General features: G+C 71.7%; 18 protein-coding genes. 4 read left to right on the forward strand and 14 right to left on the reverse strand.

Features of this window, described 5'->3' with window-relative positions; genetic code table 11:
- Positions 1 to 85: 85 nt before the first annotated feature.
- From pstS to mshD, 8 genes are all read right to left on the reverse strand, one after another.
- The gene (pstS, locus tag SVTN_RS20385) at positions 86 to 1228 is read right to left on the reverse strand and encodes a phosphate ABC transporter substrate-binding protein PstS (RefSeq protein ID WP_041130386.1); all 1143 of its coding nucleotides are present in this window, start codon (positions 1226 to 1228) and stop codon (positions 86 to 88) included.
- A 672-nt stretch (positions 1229 to 1900) separates the two neighbouring features.
- Positions 1901 to 2308 carry an NUDIX hydrolase gene (locus tag SVTN_RS20390; RefSeq protein ID WP_041130387.1) on the reverse strand — a complete coding sequence of 136 codons (408 nt, stop codon included), beginning with the start codon at positions 2306 to 2308 and terminating at the stop codon, positions 1901 to 1903.
- Entirely contained in the window at positions 2305 to 3294 is a 990-nt protein-coding gene (locus tag SVTN_RS20395) for a CHAD domain-containing protein (RefSeq protein WP_041130388.1), read from the reverse strand. The genes SVTN_RS20390 and SVTN_RS20395 overlap by 4 nt, the downstream gene beginning before the upstream one ends.
- Entirely contained in the window at positions 3281 to 5572 is a 2292-nt protein-coding gene (locus tag SVTN_RS20400) for an RNA degradosome polyphosphate kinase (RefSeq protein ID WP_041130389.1), read from the reverse strand. Before SVTN_RS20400 ends, SVTN_RS20395 begins: the two co-directional genes overlap by 14 nt.
- A 208-nt stretch (positions 5573 to 5780) precedes the next feature.
- A complete protein-coding gene (locus SVTN_RS20405; protein ID WP_041130390.1) occupies positions 5781 to 6764 on the reverse strand; it encodes an ABC transporter permease in 984 nt (327 codons plus the stop codon).
- The gene (locus tag SVTN_RS20410) at positions 6761 to 7639 is read right to left on the reverse strand and encodes an ABC transporter ATP-binding protein (protein ID WP_052499223.1); all 879 of its coding nucleotides are present in this window, start codon (positions 7637 to 7639) and stop codon (positions 6761 to 6763) included. Before SVTN_RS20410 ends, SVTN_RS20405 begins: the two co-directional genes overlap by 4 nt.
- Entirely contained in the window at positions 7636 to 8025 is a 390-nt protein-coding gene (locus tag SVTN_RS20415; RefSeq protein ID WP_041130391.1) for a GntR family transcriptional regulator, read from the reverse strand. The genes SVTN_RS20410 and SVTN_RS20415 overlap by 4 nt, the downstream gene beginning before the upstream one ends.
- Before the next feature lie 89 nt (positions 8026 to 8114).
- On the reverse strand, positions 8115 to 9041 hold the full coding sequence (mshD, locus tag SVTN_RS20420; protein WP_041130392.1) for a mycothiol synthase: 927 nt from the start codon (positions 9039 to 9041) through the stop codon (positions 8115 to 8117).
- A gap of 152 nt (positions 9042 to 9193) precedes the next feature.
- Between mshD and SVTN_RS20425 the strand changes: the two genes are divergently transcribed.
- The 4 genes from SVTN_RS20425 (at position 9194) to SVTN_RS20440 (ending at position 14229) form a co-directional block, all read left to right on the forward strand.
- Positions 9194 to 11038 carry a bifunctional metallophosphatase/5'-nucleotidase gene (locus SVTN_RS20425; RefSeq protein WP_041130393.1) on the forward strand — a complete coding sequence of 615 codons (1845 nt, stop codon included), beginning with the start codon at positions 9194 to 9196 and terminating at the stop codon, positions 11036 to 11038.
- A gap of 103 nt (positions 11039 to 11141) precedes the next feature.
- The gene (locus tag SVTN_RS41470; RefSeq protein ID WP_218922682.1) at positions 11142 to 12767 is read left to right on the forward strand and encodes a vanadium-dependent haloperoxidase; all 1626 of its coding nucleotides are present in this window, start codon (positions 11142 to 11144) and stop codon (positions 12765 to 12767) included.
- Between the two features lie 22 nt (positions 12768 to 12789).
- Positions 12790 to 13269: a hypothetical protein gene (locus tag SVTN_RS20435; protein WP_159026481.1), complete on the forward strand. Its 480-nt coding sequence runs from the start codon at positions 12790 to 12792 to the stop codon at positions 13267 to 13269.
- 105 nt (positions 13270 to 13374) lie between these two features.
- Positions 13375 to 14229: a phosphatidylinositol-specific phospholipase C gene (locus tag SVTN_RS20440; RefSeq protein WP_041130395.1), complete on the forward strand. Its 855-nt coding sequence runs from the start codon at positions 13375 to 13377 to the stop codon at positions 14227 to 14229.
- Here the strand turns inward: SVTN_RS20440 and SVTN_RS20445 are convergent.
- The 6 genes from SVTN_RS20445 to SVTN_RS20470 all read right to left on the reverse strand — a co-directional run bounded on the left by SVTN_RS20445 (position 14226) and on the right by SVTN_RS20470 (position 20385).
- Positions 14226 to 15011, reverse strand: a complete 786-nt coding sequence (locus SVTN_RS20445; RefSeq protein ID WP_041130396.1) for a hypothetical protein — start codon at positions 15009 to 15011, stop codon at positions 14226 to 14228. The genes SVTN_RS20440 and SVTN_RS20445 overlap by 4 nt on opposite strands.
- A 43-nt stretch (positions 15012 to 15054) precedes the next feature.
- A complete protein-coding gene (locus SVTN_RS20450; protein WP_041130397.1) occupies positions 15055 to 16452 on the reverse strand; it encodes a sensor histidine kinase in 1398 nt (465 codons plus the stop codon).
- Entirely contained in the window at positions 16449 to 17177 is a 729-nt protein-coding gene (locus SVTN_RS20455) for a response regulator transcription factor (protein WP_041130398.1), read from the reverse strand. Before SVTN_RS20455 ends, SVTN_RS20450 begins: the two co-directional genes overlap by 4 nt.
- A gap of 35 nt (positions 17178 to 17212) precedes the next feature.
- Positions 17213 to 18328: a S1C family serine protease gene (locus SVTN_RS20460; RefSeq protein WP_041130399.1), complete on the reverse strand. Its 1116-nt coding sequence runs from the start codon at positions 18326 to 18328 to the stop codon at positions 17213 to 17215.
- Positions 18329 to 18501: 173 nt separating this feature from the next.
- Positions 18502 to 19530, reverse strand: coding sequence for a LacI family DNA-binding transcriptional regulator (locus tag SVTN_RS20465; RefSeq protein WP_041130400.1), 1029 nt, complete (start codon positions 19528 to 19530; stop codon positions 18502 to 18504).
- A gap of 69 nt (positions 19531 to 19599) precedes the next feature.
- Positions 19600 to 20385, reverse strand: a complete 786-nt coding sequence (locus SVTN_RS20470) for a response regulator transcription factor (RefSeq protein WP_041130401.1) — start codon at positions 20383 to 20385, stop codon at positions 19600 to 19602.
- Between the last annotated feature and the right edge of the window lie 196 nt (positions 20386 to 20581).

Raw genomic sequence — 20581 nt, forward strand, 5'->3', positions numbered from 1 at the left:
CGGGGTACGGGGTCCCTGGCGGCGGTGCACCGGATGCCGGGGCCGGCCCCTTCACGCGAGGTGGGGGGCCGGACCCGGCCGGGGGTCAGGACAGGGTGGGGACGATCTGGCGGACCTTGGCCGCGATCTCGGCCGGGAGCGGGGCGTAGCCGGCGTCGGAGAGGACCTTCTGGCCCTCCTCGCTGGCGGTGTAGGTGAGGAACGCCTTCAGGGTCGGCAGGGTGTCCGCCTTGTTGCCCTTGTCGCAGGCGATCTCGTACGTGACCAGGGTGATCGGGTACGCACCCTCGGCCTTGGTCGTGTAGTCGAGGGAGAGGGCCAGGTCGCTGCCGGTGCCCTTGACCTTGGCGGCGGCGATGGCCTTCGAGGCGTTCTCCGTGGTCGCGGCGACCGGGGCGGAGGCACCGGTGTTGATGCTGACCGTGGAGATCTTGTTGGCCGTCGCGTAGGAGAGCTCGAAGTAGCCGATGGAGCCCTCGGCGTCCTTGACGGCGGTGGCGACACCGGAGGAGCCGTTGGCGGCCTGGCCACCCGGGGCGGGCCACGACTTCGTCTTCGGGTCGTACTTCCAGTCGGTCGGGGCCGTGGCGGAGAGGTACTTGCCCAGGTTCTGGGTGGTGCCCGACTCGTCCGAGCGGTGGAAGGCCTGGATGGTGGTGTCGGGGAGCTTGGCGCCCGGGTTCAGCTTGGCGATCTCCGGAGCGTTCCACTTGGTGATCTTCGTGTCGAAGATCTTGGCCAGGGTGGGGGCGTCCAGGACCAGGTTGTCCACGCCGTCCAGCTTATAGCCGATGGCGATCGGGCCGCCCACCATGGGGAGGTTGATGCCCTTGCCGCCCTTGCAGACCTTCTGCGACTCGGTGACCTCTTCGGGCTTCAGGGCGGAGTCGGAGCCGGCGAAGGTGACCTGGCCCTGGTTGAACTTGGTGATGCCGCCGCCGGAGCCGATGGCCTGGTAGTTGACCTCGACGCCGGAGCACGCGGCCTGGAAGTTCTTGACCCAGAGGTCCATCGCGTTCTTCTGCGCGCTGGAGCCGGCGGCGAGGAGCTGGCCCTTGGCACCGTCACAGGCGATGTTCGACGCGGCGGCGGAGGTCTTGGTGCCGCCGTCCTTCGTCGGGGTCTCCGTGTTGTTGTCCGAGCCACACGCCGAGAGGACGAGCGCACCGGAGACGACGAGGGCACCGATCGCGGAGGCGCGAAGCCCGTTCTTACGCGAAAGCTTCACTTTCGGGTGTTTCCTTCCAGAAGCCGCCTTGTCGCGGACCGTGTGTGTCCTGACCGTTCTACGGCGGCGTGTGTCGGTTGGTCGGTGCTGCGCTGTGCTCCGTGCACCGTGTAAGGCCGAAATTAGGCAGAACAGGTGAAGCGGTCGACGGGGGAGGGTGAACGGGAAGTGAACCGTGCCGGAAGGGCGGGTGCGGGCGCCTTGGGCGGCGGGCGGCGGGATCTTGGGCCTCTGCCGATGCGGGCGGCGCCCCGTCCGTTGTGGGCCTGTGCCCGCCGTTGTGGGCGGTGCCCCGCCGCCCCCGTTGTGGGCAGTCGTTCCGCTGGGGCGGAACGGGTGGGCACAACGGACCCGCGCCCTGCCGGCGCCCGAGGCTTCCGCGCCTGAACCCGCACCACGGGGTGCGCCGCGCGGTCGGTGCGGGTTCAGGCGCGGAACGCCTAGGCCCGGCTGAGGGCACCGTCCCGTGTGCCCACCCGTCCCGCCCTGCGGGACGATTGCCCACACGGCAGCGGGGCACCGCCCGCCCGGGCGCGGGGCCACACGGGGGGCGGCGGAGGGCACCGCCCGGCACGGCGTGGGCCCGCACGGGGCGGGGCGAAGGCCCGGGGGCGGGCCCCGCACGGCGGTGGGCGACGCCCAGCCGGGTGCGGGCCCGTGCGGGGGGGGGCGTCAGTGGTGGGGTGTTGTTATTGCTGCGTCCAGGAGGGTGCGGTCTCTGGGTTGGGTGAGGCGGTGGCGGGCCGCCGACGGGGGCAGCCAGATCAGGGCGTCGATCTCCTTCGTCGGGACGAAGCCGCCGTCCAGGGCCCGGGCCGACCAGTACTCGACCTGCTTGGGGCGCCCGTCCACCCAGTAGTGCGCCGTGGGCAGGCGGGGGCCGAGTTCGCAGCGGCGGCCCGTCTCCTCCAGGACTTCCCGCACGGCGCACTCCTCCGCCGTCTCGCCGCGCTTCCGCTTGCCCTTGGGGTGCGACCAGTCGTCCCACTTGGGCCGGTGGACCAGGGCGATCTCGATGCCTTGGCCGGAAACCGCCGGGCGCCACAGGACGCAGCCTGCCGCCAGGATCGGGGTGGTCATGAGACGACCGGGGCCGTTGTCCTGTGCCAGGCCCTCTGGAAGGCGAAGCGTGCCGCCTCCACCTCGTGGCGCTGGTCGGCGTGGAGGACGCCGAGGGCGTAGGCCGTCGCCGGGGCGATGCGGGGGGTGCGGGCCGCCGCGGCCGCCGCCGCCGCGGCCTCCGCCGCGTCGCGGTGCGCGTCGAGGGCCCGTGCCGCCTCGTACAGGACCGGATCCGGCTCGCCGCCCGTGTGCAGGGCCTCCGTCGCGTACCGGTGCAGGCGCAGCAGGAGCCGCGTCTGGTGCCAGGGCGCGTCCTGGGCCTCGCCGGCCGCGAGCGCGAGGGCGTCCGCGTTGTACGGGTGGGCCGCCCGGGTGAGGGGGAGCGCGGCCACCGCGTCGAGGAGGCGCCGCTCGGCGAGCTCGGCGGGGGCGTCGATGACCTCGATGGCCGGGGCCGCGCCCGCAGGGCCGAGCGGGACTTCCGAGGCCAGGAGGGCGACGGCGTCGGCGACCGCGTGGAAGCGGGCGGAGCCGAGCGCTTGGAGGGAGGCCGAGTGGGCGCGCGTACGGGCCAGGGTCAGTTGGCGTTCGAGGAGGGCGCCGGCGCGGGCGGCGCCGACCGTGATCCCGGGGCCGCCCTCCGCGTTCCGGGCCGCCGGGACCGGGCCCCCGCCGTTCGACAGGCGGGACAGCGCGTCCACCAGGCGGACGAGTCGCGACGTGCAGGCCTGCTCCAGGGCCAGGGTCCCGGAGAGCCAGGCCAGCTCCGTGCGCAGTTGGTCCGCCCAGGCCGTGTCGAGCAGCGGCCGGAAGGTGTGGAGGGTGCCGCCGATCCTGCGGGCCGCGCCCCGCAGCGTACGGGCGGCCTCCTCCGCTCCGGCCGTGTCGGAGCCGCTCTCGCCGTGCAGGCGCAGGCCGCGGAGGAAGTCCGCGGCCCGGGCGTGCAGGTAGGGGGCCAGGACCTCGCCCGCCGTGACGTCCTGCGAGTGGTCAGGGTTGTGCACGCCGGCGCCTCCGCGCGTCGATGAGCATCTCCTGGACGTGCCGCAGGGGCCGGCCCTCGGGGTCGGTCGCGTGCCGCGTCCAGTTCCCGTCGGGGCCGAGGTGCCAGGAGGAGGTGGTGTCGGACATCCCGGTCTCCAGGAGCCGGGTGAGTGCCGCCCGGTGTGCCGGGTCGGAGACCCGTACGAGGGCCTCGATCCGGCGGTCCAGGTTGCGGTGCATCATGTCGGCGCTGCCGAGCCAGACCTCGGGTTCGCCGCCGTTGCCGAAGGCGAAGACCCGGGAGTGCTCCAGGAAGCGGCCGAGGATCGAGCGGACCCGGATGTTCTCCGAGAGGCCGGTGACCCCGGGGCGTACGGCGCAGATGCCGCGGACCCAGATGTCGACCGGGACGCCGGCCCGCGAGGCCTGGTAGCAGGCGTCGATGACGGCCTCGTCGACCATCGAGTTGACCTTGATGCGGACGTACGCGGGCCGGCCCGCCTTGTGGTGCGCGATCTCCTTGGTGATCCGGGAGACCAGGCCGTCGCGCAGCGACTTCGGGGCGGTGAGGAGGCGGCGGTACGTCTCGCGGCGGGAGTAGCCGGAGAGCCGGTTGAACAGGTCGGACAGGTCCGCGCCGACCTGCGGGTCGGCGGTGAGCAGGCCCAGGTCCTCGTAGAGCCGGGCGGTCTTCGGGTGGTAGTTGCCGGTGCCGACGTGCGAGTAGCGGCGCAGGACCTCGCCCTCCTGGCGTACCACCAGGGAGAGCTTGCAGTGGGTCTTGAGGCCCACCAGGCCGTACACGACGTGGCAGCCGGCCTCCTCCAGCTTCCGCGCCCACTTGATGTTGGCCTGCTCGTCGAAGCGGGCCTTGATCTCGACGAGGACGAGGACCTGCTTGCCGGACTCGGCGGCGTCGATGAGGGCGTCCACTATCGGGGAGTCGCCGGAGGTCCGGTACAGCGTCTGCTTGATCGCGAGGACGTCCGGGTCGGCCGCCGCCTGCTCCAGGAAGGCCTGGACGGAGGTGGAGAAGGAGTCGTACGGGTGGTGCAGGAGGACGTCGCGCTCGCGCAGCGCGGCGAAGATGTCCGGTGCCGACGCGGACTCGACCTCGGCGAGGTCCCGGTGGGTGCCGGCGACGAACTTCGGGTACTTCAGCTCGGGCCGGTCCTGCCCGGCGATCCCGAAGAGCCCGGTGAGGTCGAGCGGGCCGGGCAGCGGGTACACCTCGGCGTCGGAGATCTTCAGCTCGCGGACCAGCAGGTCGAGGACGTACGGGTCGATGGACTCCTCGACCTCCAGGCGCACCGGCGGCCCGAAGCGGCGGCGCATGAGCTCCTTCTCCAGGGCCTGGAGCAGGTTCTCGGCGTCGTCCTCCTCGACCTCCAGGTCCTCGTTCCTGGTCACCCGGAACATGTGGTGCGCGAGCACCTCCATGCCGGGGAACAGCTCCTCCAGGTGCGCCGCGATGACGTCCTCCAGGGGGACGTACCGCTGCGGGGAGGCCTCCAGGAAGCGGGAGAGCAGCGGCGGCACCTTGACGCGCGCGAAGTGGCGGTGGCCGCTGACCGGGTTGCGCACGACCACGGCGAGGTTGAGGGAGAGACCCGAGATGTACGGGAAGGGGTGCGCCGGGTCCACGGCCAGCGGCGTGAGCACCGGGAAGATCTGCTGCCGGAACAGGGTGAAGAGCCGGGCCTGCTCCTTCTCGGTGAGCTCGGGCCAGCGGATCAGGTGGATGCCCTCGTCGGCGAGGGCCGGGGCCACGTCCTGCTGGTAGCAGGCGGCGTGCCGGGCCATGAGCTCGCGCGAACGCGTCCAGATCAGGTCGAGGACCTCGCGGGGCTGGAGGCCGGAGGCGGAGCGGGTGGCGACGCCGGTGGCGATGCGGCGCTTGAGGCCGGCCACGCGGACCATGAAGAACTCGTCGAGGTTCGAGGCGAAGATCGCGAGGAAGTTCGCCCGTTCGAGGAGGGGGGTCGTCGGGTCCTCGGCGAGTTCGAGGACGCGCTCGTTGAAAGCGAGCCAGCTGCGCTCCCGGTCGAGGAAACGACCCTGCGGCAGCTCGTCGCCGAGCGCGCCGTCGTCCTCGTAGGTATCGGGATCCGTGTCCAGGTCGGCGTCGATGTCGGTCACGACGGCTCCGTTGACCACGTGCGCGCGGTGCGCGGCTATGGGACCGACGGGCGACGCGGTGGACGGCGTGCCGGAGGGCTTTCCGGACGACTTTCCGTTCGACGGGGCGGACGGCGTGGCGGAGGACTGGACCGGGACCTCGGCGGGCTGCTGCTTCATGGCCCCATTCTTCCGCGCGAAGGGGTGGTCAGGCGCGTCGGAGCGGGCCGTGGGGGAGGGAAGTCTCCCTTTGGGGAGAGCGGACACGGAGCGCTTCATTGCGTGAGCGTCGCAAGCGCTTCTGAATGGCCGGTAACGACGACATGTCGTATGGGAATCGGGGGCGGGGCCCTTGTCGGGGCCCCGCCCCCTCTCTTTTTACCGAGGGTTACGGGTGCCGGGCGCGCAGGACGCGGAAGGCGGCGAGGGCCGCGAGGGCGGCGAGGGCGAGGAGGATGCCGGACTCGATGAGCTGGGTGGGCCAGAAGTGGGACTGGGGGTGGTAGTCGACGTACTGGCTGGTGGCGCCGTGCCGGGTGAGGCAGCGGTCGAACAGCTTCATTCCCCCGTCGTCCATGCCGTCCAGGCCGGGGGTCCTGTTCACCTCGTCCCAGCAGACCTGCTGGTCGAAGCGCGCCCCGGAGGACGTGAGCAGCCCCGTGTCCATCATCAGGCCGTGGTCCGGCGTCCAGAGCGTGGGGCCGGCCGGGCCGGTGAGCGTCTTCACCGGCAGGAAGGACCAGCGGTACGCGCCCAGGACGAGGAAGACCACGCCCATGACCAGGCCCGTGGCCGCCATGGCCACCAGGGTGCGGCGGATCAGCAGGCCGGCGAGGGCGCCGACGGCGACGGCGGCGAGGACGTACGCGAAGAGGACGACGCCGGTCGCCTCGTACGGGCCGCGCTCGGCCCAGTCGAGGTTCCAGCTGCCGGCGACGCGGCCCCAGCCGATCCGGTAGACGCCCATGAGGGCGATCAGGGTGAGGAAGGCGGCGGCGGTCGTCGAGAGGAGCTTGGTGCGGAGCCAGGCCGCCGGGCTCACCGACTGGGTGAGGGAGAGCTTGTACGTCCCCGACTCGAATTCGCGGGCGACGAGCGGGCCGGCGACGAAGACGCCGACGAGCAGCGGCAGGAACAGCAGGTACGCGCCGCCGTACTCGACGGCCAGCCGCAGCATCTCGTAGCCGCGGTTGTCGTCGGCGGCGTACCGCCCGCCGTCCACGTAGTACCGGTCGGGGGCCTGCGCGTCCCAGATCCGCAGGCCGCCGATCACCGCCAGGGACACGACCACCGCCGTGCCCGCCAGCCACAGCGTCCGCCGGTACTGGCGGACCGTCACCCAGTAGGGGCCCTTCAGGGCGAGGGTGCTCATGCCGGGGCTCCTTCGGTGGCGGTTTCGATGGCTGCTTCGGTGGTGGTTTCGGTGGTGCGGAGGTGGGCGAGGAGGAGGTCCTCCAGGGAGGGTTCCGTGGTCTCCCAGGGGCCTTCGACGCGGCCCTCGTGGCGTACCAGGGCGGTGAGCTGACGGCCCGTCGTGCGGGACTCGACGACCGTGTGCGGGGCGAGGTCGGCGATCGGGCCGGTGAGCAGGGTGTGGGCGGCCAGGAGTTCGTCGACGGGGCCGGCGAGGCGGACCTTGCCGCCGTGGAGCAGGAGCAGGTGGTCGCAGGCGCCCTCCAGCTCGGTGAGGATGTGCGAGGACATGACGACGGTGGTGCCGTGTTCGGCGGCGTCGGCCATGAGCAGGCCCATCAGCTGGTGGCGGGCGAGCGGGTCGAGGTCCGCCATCGGCTCGTCCAGGAGCAGCAGTTCGGGCCGCTTGCCGAGGGCGAGCGCGAGGGCGACGCGGGTGCGCTGGCCGCCGGAGAGGTGGCGTACGAGGGTGTCGGAGGAGAAGCCGCCGCCGTCGACGATCCGCCGGGCGACGGTGTCGTCCCAGCGGCCCGGGTTGAGCTCGCGGCCCATGCGCAGGGTGTCGGCGACGCTGAGCCGGGGGTGGAGCGGCTTGTCCTGGGCGACGTAGGCGAGGCGCTCGCGGGCCGGGGCCGTGATCGTGCCCTCGGTGGGGCGGAGCAGGCCGGCGGCGAGGGCCAGGAGGGTGGACTTGCCGGCGCCGTTGGGGCCGACGAGGGCGCAGATCCGGCCGGTGGGGAGGGAGAAGTGGCACTCCCGCAGGGCCCAGTCGCGCCCCCTTCCCCCGTATCGCTTGCCCAGGAGGTCTGCCTCCAGGGCGGTGTCCTTCGTCATCGGTCGTCGTCCCCCTCGAAGTGTTCCTTCAGTACGGATGCGAAGAGCGCGGCCACGTCCTCCCGCTCAAGCCCTGCGGCGCGTGCCCGGCGGGCCCAGTCGGTGAGTTCGCCGCGCAGCGGCGAGTCGGCGGGGCCGGTGCCGAGGGTGGCGCGGACGAAGGTGCCGAGGCCGCGGCGGGCCTCGACGAGGCCTTCGCGTTCGAGCTCGCGGTAGGCCTTGAGGACCGTGTTGGGATTGATGGCCGTCGCTTCGACGACCTCGCGTGCGGTGGGCAGTCGGTCGCCGGGTTCCAGGAGGCCCATCCGGAGGGCCTGTTTCGTCTGCTGGACGATCTGGAGGTAGGTGGCGACGCCGCTGCGCCGGTCGATGCGGTACTCGACCACGATCCCTTCCACCACCCTTTCACTAATCAAGTAGTGAAAGGGTGGTGGAAAGAAGGGGGCGGTGTCAACCGCCCCCTGGGCAACGGGTGTTACGACTCCGTGCGGTACATCAGGTCCACCTCGTGCGTCGTGAAGCCCATCCCCTCGTAGACCCGCACCGCCGCCGTGTTGTCCGCGTCCACGTACAGCATCGCCGTCGGCAGCCCCTGCGCCGCCAGGTGCCGCAGGCCGATCGCGGTCAGCGCCTTGCCGAGGCCGCCGCCCTGGGCCTCCGGCAGGATGCCGACCACGTACACCTCGCCGAGCTGCTCCTCGGCGTGCGTCTTCGTCCAGTGGAAGCCGATCACCCGCCCGTCCTTCTCCGCGAGGAAGAAGCCCTTCGGGTCGAACCACGGCTCGGCCATCCGGTCGTCCAGGTCCCGCTGCGTGAGCGAGCCCTGCTCCGGGTGGTGTGCGAAGGCGGCGGCGTTGACGGCGAGCCAGGCCGCGTCGTCCTGCCCGGGCGTGAAGGTGCGGACGGTGACGCCCTCGGGCAGCACCGGCTCCGGGATGTCCAGCGGCACCAGGGGGCGGCGCAGCTGGCGCAGCTCGCGGAAGAGCGTCAGGCCGAGGACCTGGGCGAGGTGCCGGGCCGCCGACTTGCCGCCGTGCGCCCAGACGCGCAGCCGCTTGCCGGAGGCGGCGAGCAGGGCGGTGCCGAGCGCCCGGCCGTGGCCGCGGCCCCGGTGGGAGGGGTGGACGACCAGCTCGGCGGCCGGGGCCTCGATCGGGTCGGTCTCCTCCAGCTGGGCGTAGCCGTACAGGCGGGAGCCGACGGTGAGGAGGAAGTGGCGCACGCCCTCGCGCCGGCCGTGGCGCAGGTAGAGCCGCCCCTGCTCGGACACGGCGTGCATGCCGTCGGCGTGGTCGGCGGCCTCGAGGAGGTCCAGTACGTCCTGGATCTGCTCGGGCGTGAGCTCGTCATACGTGTGGATCTGCCGTCCCGGTTCGAGGGCCGGTGCCGCGTCGGAAGTCATGGCTACGAGCCTACGGCGACACCCCGTCAGCCATCGGCAACTGTCTTGTAACCCACTCCCCCCTGTTGCGCTACGCGCGTTGACTCTAGGCTGCACGCGCAACGGGGGAGTAGATCAAGGCCGCGAATCGGGGCAAGGGGACTAGGGGAGAGATGGCAGCGACGCCAAGGAAGAACAAGACGGGGCGGCGATTTCTCGCCGCCGGGGCCGGACTTGCGACGGTGGGGGCGCTCTTCGCCGCGATGCCGTCGGCCGGTGCGGCCGGGGACGAGTACGCCGTCGGGCAGGGGACGAACGGCAAGGGCTGGGGCCGGATGGTCGACGTCCAGCTGCTCTCCTTCAACGACCTCCACGGCAACCTGGAGCCGCCGGCCGGTACGTCCGGGCAGGTCATCCGGAACAAGGCGGACGGCACCACCGAGAAGATCGACGCCGGTGGCGTCGAGTACCTGGCCACGCACCTGCGCCAGGCGCGTGAGGGGAACCGTTACTCCATCACGGCCGCGGCCGGCGACCTGATCGGCGCCTCGCCGCTGCTGTCCGCGCTCTTCCACGACGAGCCGACCGTCGAGGCGATGAACGAGCTGGACCTGGACGTCACCGCCGTCGGCAACCACGAGTTCGACGAGGGCGCGCGCGAGCTGGCCCGGATGCAGAACGGCGGCTGTCACCCGGTCGACGGCTGCTACGGCGCGGACCAGGGCTTCGAGCCCTTCGGCGGCGCCGAGTTCCCGTACCTCGCGGCGAACGTGACGGACGAGAAGACCGGCAGGCCGATCCTCGACCCGTACTACGTCTGGGAGAAGGACGGCGTCAAGATCGGCTTCATCGGCGTGACCCTGGAGGGCACTCCGAACGTCGTCACCGCCGCGGGCGTCAAGGGCCTCAAGTTCGGCGACGAGGTCGAGACGATCAACAAGTACACGAAGATCCTGGAGCGCAAGGGCGTCAAGTCCATCGTCGCCCTGGTCCACGAGGGCGGCATGCCGGCCTCGACGTCGGTCAACTACAACTGCGACGGTGACGGCGACGGTGACGGCGAGGGCGTCTCCGGCGCGATCGTCGACATCGCGAAGAACGTCTCGCCGCAGGTCGACGCGCTGGTCACCGGCCACACGCACCAGGCGTACGTGTGCTCCATCCCGGACCCGACGGGCAAGCCGCGCCTGGTCACCTCGGCGTCCTCGTTCGGCAAGGTGTACACGGACACGACGCTGACGTACGACCGCGCCACCAAGGACATCGTGCGCACGGCCGTCGCCTCCGCCAACCACGTCGTCACCCGTGACGTGCCGAAGGACGCGGACATGACGAAGCTGATCGAGGCCTGGCGCCCGCTCGCCGCCCCGATCTCCAACCGGCCGCAGGGCTACATCGCCGCCGACATCAACGGTCGCGGCTCCACGGCGTACGAGAAGCCGCTCGGCGACGTCATCGCCGACGCGCAGCAGGAGGGCCTGGCCCCGGCGGACAAGGGCGGCGCGCAGCTGGCCCTGATGAACCCGGGCGGCATCCGCACCGACCTCGTCTACAAGGCGTCCGGCGCCGAGGGCGACGGCGTGGTGACGTACGGCGAGACCTTCAACGTGCAGCCCTTCACCAACATGATGAACGTGGTCGACCTGACCGGCGCGAACCTCATCACCGCGCTGAAGCAGCAGGTCAGCGGCTCGAACCTGAACTCGGTGAAGATCCTCCAGGTCTCGAAGGGCCTGACCTACACGCTCGACATGACCAAGACGGGCGCGGACCGCGTCGTCGACGGCACGATCAAGCTGAACGGCGAGGCGATCGACCCGGCGAAGACCTACCGCGTCGCGATGAACGAGTTCCTCGCGGGCGGCGGCGACGGCTTCGCGGCCCTGGCCACCGGCACCAACAAGCTGGTCGGCGCCTCGGACCTCGACGTCTTCAACGCCTACCTGTCGTCCCACTCCTCGGCGGCCAACCCGCTGCAGGTCCCGGCGGCGAACCGCATCACCGTCATCACCAAGTAACCGACCGCGCGAAGGGGCCCGGGGCACTCTGTCCCCGGGCCCCTTCACTGTGGTGATCTTGTCTGTGCACGATCAATTTCTCTGATCTTCGGAGGGCAAGACCGTGAAACATCCCGTCAGACGCTCCCTCACCGTCGTCCTGGCGCTGTTACTGGCATCCGCGGGCGTATCGACGCCCGCACACGCGAGCTCGACCGTGGGCGACCGGGCCCTTTACTGGAACAACGCGCTGCTCGACGCCTACGTCGCCACGGGCGGCTCCCCGGGCCCCCTCGCGCGGGCCGGGGCCATGATGCACCTGGCCATGTACGACGCCGCGAACGCGAGCCGCTGCTACAGCAGCGGCGGATTCAAGCCGGAGAACTGCATCGGGGCGCTCTACACCCCCGGCATCAGCGTGAAGGCCGGCGTCGCTCCCAACGTCGACGCGGCCCTGGACCACGCCGCCTACAACGTCCTCAAGTCCACCTTCCCCGCCCTCGACTTCGCGCCCTACCTGACGGCGGCGCGCACGGGCGAGCCGGTCGACGCCACCACCACGGAGGGCAAGAGCGTCGGCGAGAAGGCCGCCGCGGCGATGATCGCCCGCCGTACCAACGACGGATCCCAGGACACCACGCCGTACACCCCGGGCACCGAACCCGGCCAGTGGCGGCCGACGGGCTCCGGTCCTGCGGCGGACCCGAACTGGGGCAAGGTCAAGAAGTTCGTCGACTACGGCGACTACCCGTGGACGCACATCAAGACCACCGCGGCCGACCTGCGTCCGCAGCCGCCCGCCGGGATCGCGACGATGCCCGAGCTGCTGAAGAGCCCGGCCTACACGGCCCAGTTCAAGGAGGTCGCCGAGCTCGGCGCGGCCAACAGCACGACGCGGACCCCCGAGCAGACCCAGATCGCCTGGTTCTGGGCCAACGACCTGAACGGCACCTACAAGCCGCCGGGCCAGCTCTTCACCCACACCCGGACCGTCTCCACGCAGCGCGGACTCGACGAGATCGCCAACGTCCAGCTCTTCGCGCTGGTCGCGGGCGCGATGGCGGACGCGGGGATCTCCGCCTGGGACCAGAAGTACCAGACCCCCATCGATCTGTGGCGGCCCGAGAGCGCCGTCAAGCTGGCCGACACGGACGGCAACCCGGACACCGTGCAGAACAGTTCCTGGCAGCCGCTCTCGGCCGACGCGGCCGGGAACCACTTCAGCCCGCCCTTCCCCGCGTACGTCTCCGGGCACGCGACCTTCGCCGGGGCCTGGGCCGAGTCGATGAAGCTGTTCTTCGGCACGGACGACATCTCCTTCACCGGCACCACCGAGGATCCGCACGCGGTCGGGGTCACCCGCACCTTCCCCAACTTCAGCGCGGCGGCCACCGAGAACGCCCGGAGCCGGGTCTACCTCGGTGTGCACTACCAGTGGGACGGCGACCTCGGCGTCGCGACCGGCCGGAAGGTCGCCGGCCAGGTCGTCAACAACCTGTACAACCCGACGAGCTACAGCGACAAGACGCCCGTGTACAGCAGCCCCCGCGTCACCACGGTGGGCAAGGCGTGGCTGATCAAGCCCATGGGTGCCACGACCGTCGGGAACCTGTACGACGGCGCCCACGCCTCCTGGTACTACTGCGACGACTACGGGGCGGACAACGTCTACAACCAGCTCATCTGGAACTCCTACGGATGCGCGAACGGCTACGACGGCCGCACGCACCTCTACTACGTCCCGCGCTAGTCCCGGAAAGGATGGTCCTCCCGTGAACAGAAAACATCTCCGACGCATCGGTGCGACCGCCGGTGTGGCCGCCGCGCTCGCCACCGTCGCGGTCGTCAGCGCGACGAACGCGACGGGATCACAGGTCGAGCCCACCGTGCCGGGAACCCTCCGGGTCTTCGCCGGACCGTACGAGCAGGCGCAGTTCTGCGAGGGCGGCCCGACCCCGGTGATCTCCGGCGCGAACGGCGGCGCGCTCGCCGCCTCGCCGGTCGCGTTCGGCAAGGACGCGGGCAAGAACAGGAGCTACCACGCCCTGAAGGCCACCTTCGAGGTCGCCAGGCCGGGCGAGTCCGCGCTCCTCACCAAGACCGAGAAGATCTGGCCGAACGGCATGGTCTTCAACCTCGCCCTCGGCGCGGGCGAACTGAAGCCGGGTGGCTACCAGTTCCGGCTGCGCACGATCGGCGGCAACCAGGCCTCGGACTGGACGCCCTGGTGCGGATTCACCGTCACCAAGTGACCCCGTAGGGCTCAGAGGGGGGCGGCGGACCGTTTCGACGGTGCGCCGCCCCTTTTCCGTACGCCATCTGGTGAACTTGACGTGCTCCTGCCATAGTCCGGATCCATGGACCGACGACGATTCCTCGTGGGGGCCGCGGCCGCCGGAGCAGCCCTGCTCGTGGGCGCCCCCGCCGCATCGGCCGTGGACGTGCGCGCGTGGATGGCGGCGCACGGGGACGGCACCGACCTGCGGCGGCTCACCATTCCCGGGACGCACGACTCCGGGGCCCGGTTCGGCGGGGCCTGGTCGGAGTGCCAGAACACCACCATCGCCCAGCAGCTGGACAGCGGTGTCCGGTTCCTGGACGTGCGCTGCCGGGTGACCGGGGGGTCCTTCGCCATCCACCACGGGGCCTCGTACCAGAACATGATGTTCGGGGACGTCCTCGTCGCCTGCCGGGACTTCCTCGCCGCGCACCCCTCCGAGACCGTCCTCATGCGGGTCAAGCAGGAGTACTCCGAGGAGTCCGACGCCACCTTCCGCGCCGTCTTCGACGACTACCTCGACCGGCGGGGCTGGCGTTCGCTGTTCCGGATCGGGGACGCGCTGCCGCTGCTCGGCGAGGCGCGCGGACGGGTCGTGCTCCTCGCCGACAACGGCGGGCTGCCAGGACTCCGATGGGCCGACCCCGCCGTCTTCTCCGTCCAGGACGACTGGAACGCCCTCCCCGACGCCAAGTACCCGAAGATCCAGGCTCACTTCCGCGCCGCCGTCACCCAGCCCGGCCGGCTCTACGTGAACTTCGTCAGCACCTCCGCGTATCTCCCGCCCCGCTGGAACTCCGACCGGCTCAACCCATGGGTGCACGGCTTCCTGGACAGCGCCGAACTCGCCGGGAAGGCCGGGCTCGGGATCGTGCCCATGGACTTCCCCAACACCCGGGCGGGGCTGGTGGAGGCGCTCCTCCGGCACAACTAGCGCGGGGCCTTCGTCCCGTGCACCGACGTGTACTCGGCGGCCAGCCACGGGGCCAGGTCCTCGATCAGCAGCCGCAGGACCGCCGGATCCGGGGACGGCGACCTGCCCGCCTCCGCCGCCAGGCGCATCTGCTCCGCCCGCTCCGGGTAGTACGTGCCGAAGACCTCCGCCGACCGGTCCAGATCGCTGGTCCAGCCGCCCCACCGGGGCATGACCAGGGTGAAGCCCGTACGGACGAGACGGCGGCCGACCCTGCGGCCCAGGGCGCGTCCGGCGGGCTGCGTCCGCCAGCCGGGCAGCAGCAGGGCCAGGTCGCCGTTCGTCTCGCGCGCGAGGAGTGACGTCGGGCGGTACGGGGGCAGGTCGTCGGCCAGGTCCGGGCCCAGGAGCGGGGTGCAGAGGCAGGCGACGAAGAAGCCCAGGTCGTGGCGTTCCAGCTCGCTGAGGAGCACGCGCGTGCTGCTCAGCAGGATTCCGGCGCCGTCGATCTGCGGCAGCTCCCGGTCGAGCGCCGCCTCCAGCTCCCGGGCGGCGGCGCGGTCCGCCTCCGTGGGCTCCCCGTGCAGGGCCAGCTGCACGTCCAGGTCGGAGACGCCGGCGACCGCCGTGCCCCGGGGCACGCTGCCGTACAGGTACGCGCTGTGCAGCCGGTCCGGGCCGAACGCCCGGGAGATGCGTCCGCGCGCCGCCTCGACGACCGGCGCGAACTCCGCGGCGACGCGGTCCAGGGCGCCCTCGCGCGCGATCGTTCCGTCGGGGTTCAGGCCGCGGTCGTCGTTCATGGAGTCACCCTGGACCCTGGGCCGCCCGTCGTCGAACCGGTTTTCACAGCTCCGGCGGTGGCGTCGGTGCCCCCGGCAGTCGGAGCGTCGCCACCGTGCCGCCGCCCTCCGCCGGGGCGAGGGACACCGTGCCGCCCGCCTGCTGCACCGTGCGCGCCACGATCGACAGGCCCAGGCCCGAGCCCGGCAGGCTGCGGGCCGACGGGGAGCGCCAGAAGCGGTCGAAGACGTGCGGGAGCTCCTCCGGGGCGATGCCGGGGCCCTGGTCGCGGACGGTCAGCTCGCCCCGCATCAGGGTCACCTCGACCGTGCCCCGGGGCGGCGAGAACTTCACCGCGTTGTCCAGGACGTTCACCAGGGCCCGTTCGAGCGCCGGCGTCTCCGCCCGTACGTACCAGGGCGCCAGGTCCGTGACGAACGTCAGCTCCGGGCCGCGCAGCCGCGCCCGGTCCAGGGCGTTCCGCAGGATCGTGTGCAGCGGCACCACTTCGAGGAGGGGCCCCGGCTGCACCGCGTCCGGGCGGGACAGCTCCTGGAGGTCGCCGATCAGCGCGGCCAGCTCCGTCATCTGCGCCTTCACCGAGGCCATCAGGGCCCGCCGGTCGTCCGGCGGGATCGCCCGGCCGGTCTCCTCGCTGCGCGCGAGCAGTTCGACGTTGGTCCGCAGGGAGGTGAGGGGCGTGCGGAGTTCGTGGCCCGCGTCCGCGATGAGCTGCGCCTGCCGGTCCCGGGAGCTGGCGAGCGCCGCCGTCATCGCGTTGAAGGAGCGGGACAGGCGGGCGATCTCGTCCTCGCCCTCCACCGGGATGCGGACGGTCAGGTCCTCGGTCGCGGCGACGTGCTCGACCGCGTCGGTCAGCCGGTTCACCGGCTCCAGACCGGTCCGCGCGACCCACAGGCCGGCCGCGCCCGCGCCGACGACGCCGATCCCGGAGACCAGGAGCAGCACCCAGCGGAGCGTGGACATCGAGTTGTCGATCTCGGAGAGGGGGCGGGCGAGGGAGACCGCGATCTGGAGCGGAGTGTCCTGCTGGTACGTGTAGACCCGCATCTCGCGCCCGGCGTCGTCCTTCACCGTGTGCAGGGCGTCGTCCACCTGCTTCCGCGCCACCGCGAGGTCGGCGGCGGCGACCGGGATCGCCGCCGCTCCCGAGGTGCACACGCTGCCGTCGCCGAGGACCACCTGCACCGTGTACGAGCCCCCCACCGGCGGCAGCGGCGTGCCCTGGCGGCACATCGTGAGCATCTGCTGCACGCTGTTCTCGTTCAGGCGCGTGCTGCTCAGCGAGGAGTCCAGCTCCGCCTCCAGCTGCGCCCGCGTCACGAACCAGCAGGCCAGCGACACGGCCGCCACCGCGAAGGCCACGGCGGCCGCGCTGAGCAGCGCGAGCCGTGAGCGCAGCGGCCGCGAACGGAACCAGTTCCTCAGGCGGCCCGTCACTCCCCGCCTCCTCCGCGCAGCGCGTAGCCCACGCCCCGGACGGTGTGGACGAGGCGCGGCTCGCCGCCGGCCTCGGTCTTGCGCCGCAGATACATCACGTACACGTCCAGCGAGTTGGAACTGGGCTCGAAGTCGAAGCCCCACACGGCCTTCAGGATCTGCTCCCGGGTCAGGACCTGGCGCGGGTGCGCGAGGAACATCTCCAGGAGCGTGAACTCGGTCCGGGTCAGCTCCACGGTCCGCCCGCCCCGGGTCACCTCGCGCGTGGCGAGGTTCATCCGCAGGTCCTCGAAGGACAGGACGTCGTCCTCGGCGGGCGCGGCGGCGGACGCGGAGGCGTAGGAGCTGCGGCGGAGCAGGGCCCGGATGCGGGCGAACAGCTCGTCGAGCTCGAAGGGCTTCACCAGGTAGTCGTCCGCGCCGGCGTCGAGGCCGGTGACCCGGTCGCCGACGGTGTCGCGGGCGGTGAGCATGAGGATGGGCACGGTGGAGCCGGCGGCCCGGATCCGGCGGGCCGCCGTGAGCCCGTCCATGCGGGGCATCTGGACGTCGAGGACGACGAGATCGGGGGCGTACGACTCCATCGCGGCGAGCGCGTCGAGGCCGTCGACGGCGTCCCGCGTCTCGTACCCCTCGAAGGCGAGGCTGCGGCGCAGGGCCTCGCGGACGGCGGGCTCGTCGTCGACGATGAGGATGCGCTCGGCTTCGCTGTGCTGTCCGGTCATGGGCTGTCCCGTCATGGGATCAGCCTCGCACGTGCTCAGTTGGCGCCGCCCGAGCGGAGGCTGTCCAGGTCGGCCTTCACGGTGTCGATCGGGATCGCGAATCCGAGGCCGACGCTTCCGGCGGTGGAGCCGTTCGAAGAACTGGGCGAATACATGGCCGAATTGATTCCGATGATCTCGCCGTTCATATTGATCAACGCGCCGCCGGAATTCCCCGGATTGAGCGAGGCATCGGTCTGGATCGCCTTGTACGTGGTCTTCGACGAACCGGTGTCGCCGTTGAACTGCTGACCGCCGAACTCGAACGGCCAGCCCTGCCGCGGGTCCCACTGCTGCTGTTCCTGCTGCTGGTCCTGGCCGCCCTCGTCCTTGGCGACGGTCACGTCCCGGTCGAGCGCGGAGACGATGCCGCTGGTGACGGTGCCGGTCAGGCCCTCGGGGGAGCCGATCGCGACGACCTCGTCGCCGACCCTGAGGTTCGAGGAGTCGCCGAGCGCGGCGGCCTTGAGCCCGGAGGCGCCCTGGAGCTTGATCAGGGCGAGGTCCTTGTCGGGGTCCGTGCCGACGACCTCGGCCCGGTACGTCTTGCCGTTGCTGAGCTGCACGGTGACCGAGGAGGCGCCGGAGACCACGTGGTTGTTGGTGACGATCTCGCCGTCGGAGGTGATGATCACGCCCGAGCCGGTGGACTTGCCGGAGTTCGAGGTCGCGGAGATCTCCACGATGGAGGGGGAGACCGCCTCGGCGACCCCGGCGACGGTGCCCTTGGTGCCGGTGGAGACGTTGGTGCCGCTGACGACGGGGGAGGAGGCGCTCACGGAGGCCTTGTCGGAGGTGAGGTTCTGGACCAGCGTCGCCGTGCCGCCGCCGACCGCCGCGGCCGCGATGGCGACGGCCGCCATGAGCCCGACGCCCCGCTTGGCGCGGCGGCGGGGCGAGGGGGCCGGGGCGGGCCCGGCGGCGACGAGGGGCGGGTCCACCGGCGGCGGCACGTGACCGCCCGAGGGCCAGATGGTCGTGCCCGGCTCGGTGGTGATCGGCTGCGTCGGCTCGTACGGCCCCTGCATCGGCTGCGTCGGCTCGTACGGCGGCCTCGGCGGCTGCGGCGGGTAGTACGGCTGCTGCGGCTGCTGCTCCTGGAAGTCCGTCATGGCTATGACTTTCGGATCCGTACATGAGAACTGTCTGAGGACCGGCTGAGAAGCCCGACAGAACCCTGTATGCCCGATGTAAAGAACCCCCTGGGGTGGGGCCCGTCCGAGCGGCTCGCCCGGCCGGCTCCTCGGCTACCGGGGCACGGGCGGCGCGTCCGCCCCGTACCGGCTCAGCCGCCGTGGCAGCCGCAGGAGCGGCGGACGATCAGCGCCGACGGGAAGAGCTTCACCCGCTCGCGGCGGGGGGCCCCCACCCGGATCGAGTCGTCGAGGACCAGGTCCACGGCCGCCCGGGCCATCGCGGGGCGGTCCGAGGCGACGGTGGTCAGCGGCGGATCGGTGAGCGCCGCCTCCTTCACGTCGTCGAAGCCCGCGACCGCCAGCTCCGTCGGCACCTCGATGCGCAGCTCGCGGGCGGCCCGCAGGACACCGAAGGCCTGGTCGTCGGTGGAGCAGAAGATGGCCGGCGGCCTGTCCGGGCCCGCGAGCAGCTTGAGGGCGACCTGGTAGGCGTCGTACCGGTTGTACGGGGCTTCGAAGAGCCGGCCCTCGGTCGAGAGACCGGCCTCCTGCATGGCGCGCCGCCAGCCCTCGACGTGGTCGGCGACCGGGTCGCCGACGGCCGGGGTGTTCGGGACGCCGCCGAGGCAGGCCACGTACGGGTGGCCGTGCTCCAGGAGGTGCCGGGTGGCGAGCTGGGCGCCGCCGATGTCGTCGGTCACGACGGCCACGTCGTCGATCGCCTCGGGCCGCTCGTGCAGCAGCACCACGCGCGCGTCCCAGGCCTCGATCTCGCTCGCGGCCTGCTCGCTCATGCCCTGGCTGACCAGGATCAGTCCGGAGACCCGCATGCCGAGGAAGGCGCGCAGGTAGTGGACCTCGCGCTCGGTCCGGTAGTCGGAGTTGCCGACGAGGACCATCTTCCCGCGCTCGGCGGCGGCCTGCTCGACCGCGTGCGCCATCTCCCCGAAGAACGGCTGCCGCGCGTCGGGGACGATCATGCCTATGAGGTCGGTGCGCCGCGAGGCCATCGCCTGGGCCACCCGGTCCGGGCGGTAGCCCAGCTCCTTGATGGCGGCGAGGACACGCTCGCGCGTGGCCGGGGCGACCGGCCGGGGTCCGTTGTTGATGACGTAGCTCACGACGGCGGTAGAAGTACCCGCAAGTCGCGCTACGTCATCCCGCGTCACCTTGGCCACGCGCGGAAGTCTACGCGGGGGGACCTACCTACCGGCAGGTCGCACTGTGGCATCCGCCACGTTCCTGTCCTACGTGGGGGTGACGGCCTCCGTGTCTCCCTTGACGCGGGCGCTCACGCGGGCCTCCTCCTTGGCACGCGCGCCCTCGGCCTTGGCACGGGCCTCCTCCGCCGCCCGCTCGACCTTCTCGGGGGTGACGAAGCGGTAGCCGACGTTCCGGACGGTGCCGATGAGGGACTCGTGCTCGGGGCCGAGCTTGGCCCGCAGCCGCCGTACGTGGACGTCGACCGTACGGGTGCCGCCGAAGTAGTCGTACCCCCACACCTCCTGGAGGAGCTGCGCGCGCGTGAAGACCCGGCCCGGGTGCTGGGCCAGGTACTTGAGCAGCTCGAACTCCTTGAAGGTCAGGTCCAGGACCCGGCCCTTCAGCTTCGCGCTGTACGTCGCCTCGTCGACCGACAGGTCGCCGTTGCGGATCTCCATCGGGGAGTCGTCCGAGACGATCTGCTGGCGGCCCATCGCGAGCCGGAGCCGCGCCTCGACCTCGGCGGGGCCCGCCGTGTCGAGGAGGACGTCGTCGATGCCCCAGTCGGCGGTGACGGCCGCGAGGCCGCCTTCCGTGACGACGAGGATCAGCGGACAGCCGGGCCCGGTGGAGCGCAGCAGCTGGCAGAGCGAGCGCACCTGTGGCAGGTCGCGCCGGCCGTCGACGAGGATCACATCCGCGCCGGGGGTGTCCACGAGGGCGGGGCCCTCGGCCGGGGCGACCCGGACGTTGTGCAGCAGCAGGCCGAGTGCGGGGAGCACCTCGGTCGACGGCTGGAGGGCGTTGGTCAGGAGCAGCAGAGAACTCATCGCGCCGCACCTTCTTCGGTCGTCGGTCCGCCGGTCGATCCGTCGTGCGTCGTCGTTCGCTCGTCCATGACGTCGGTTCCTCCTCGGTCCCTGCGAGGACGTCTATGTGTGCTCACGTTGGCTCTCGCGCCCTGAGAGCTTTTGTTCATCCGTCCGTAACAACGGTCGGAAAACACAAAAGGACCCGGGGGCTGCG

Origin of the sequence: Streptomyces vietnamensis, assembly GCF_000830005.1 — a bacterium.
GTDB lineage: Bacteria > Actinomycetota > Actinomycetes > Streptomycetales > Streptomycetaceae > Streptomyces > Streptomyces vietnamensis.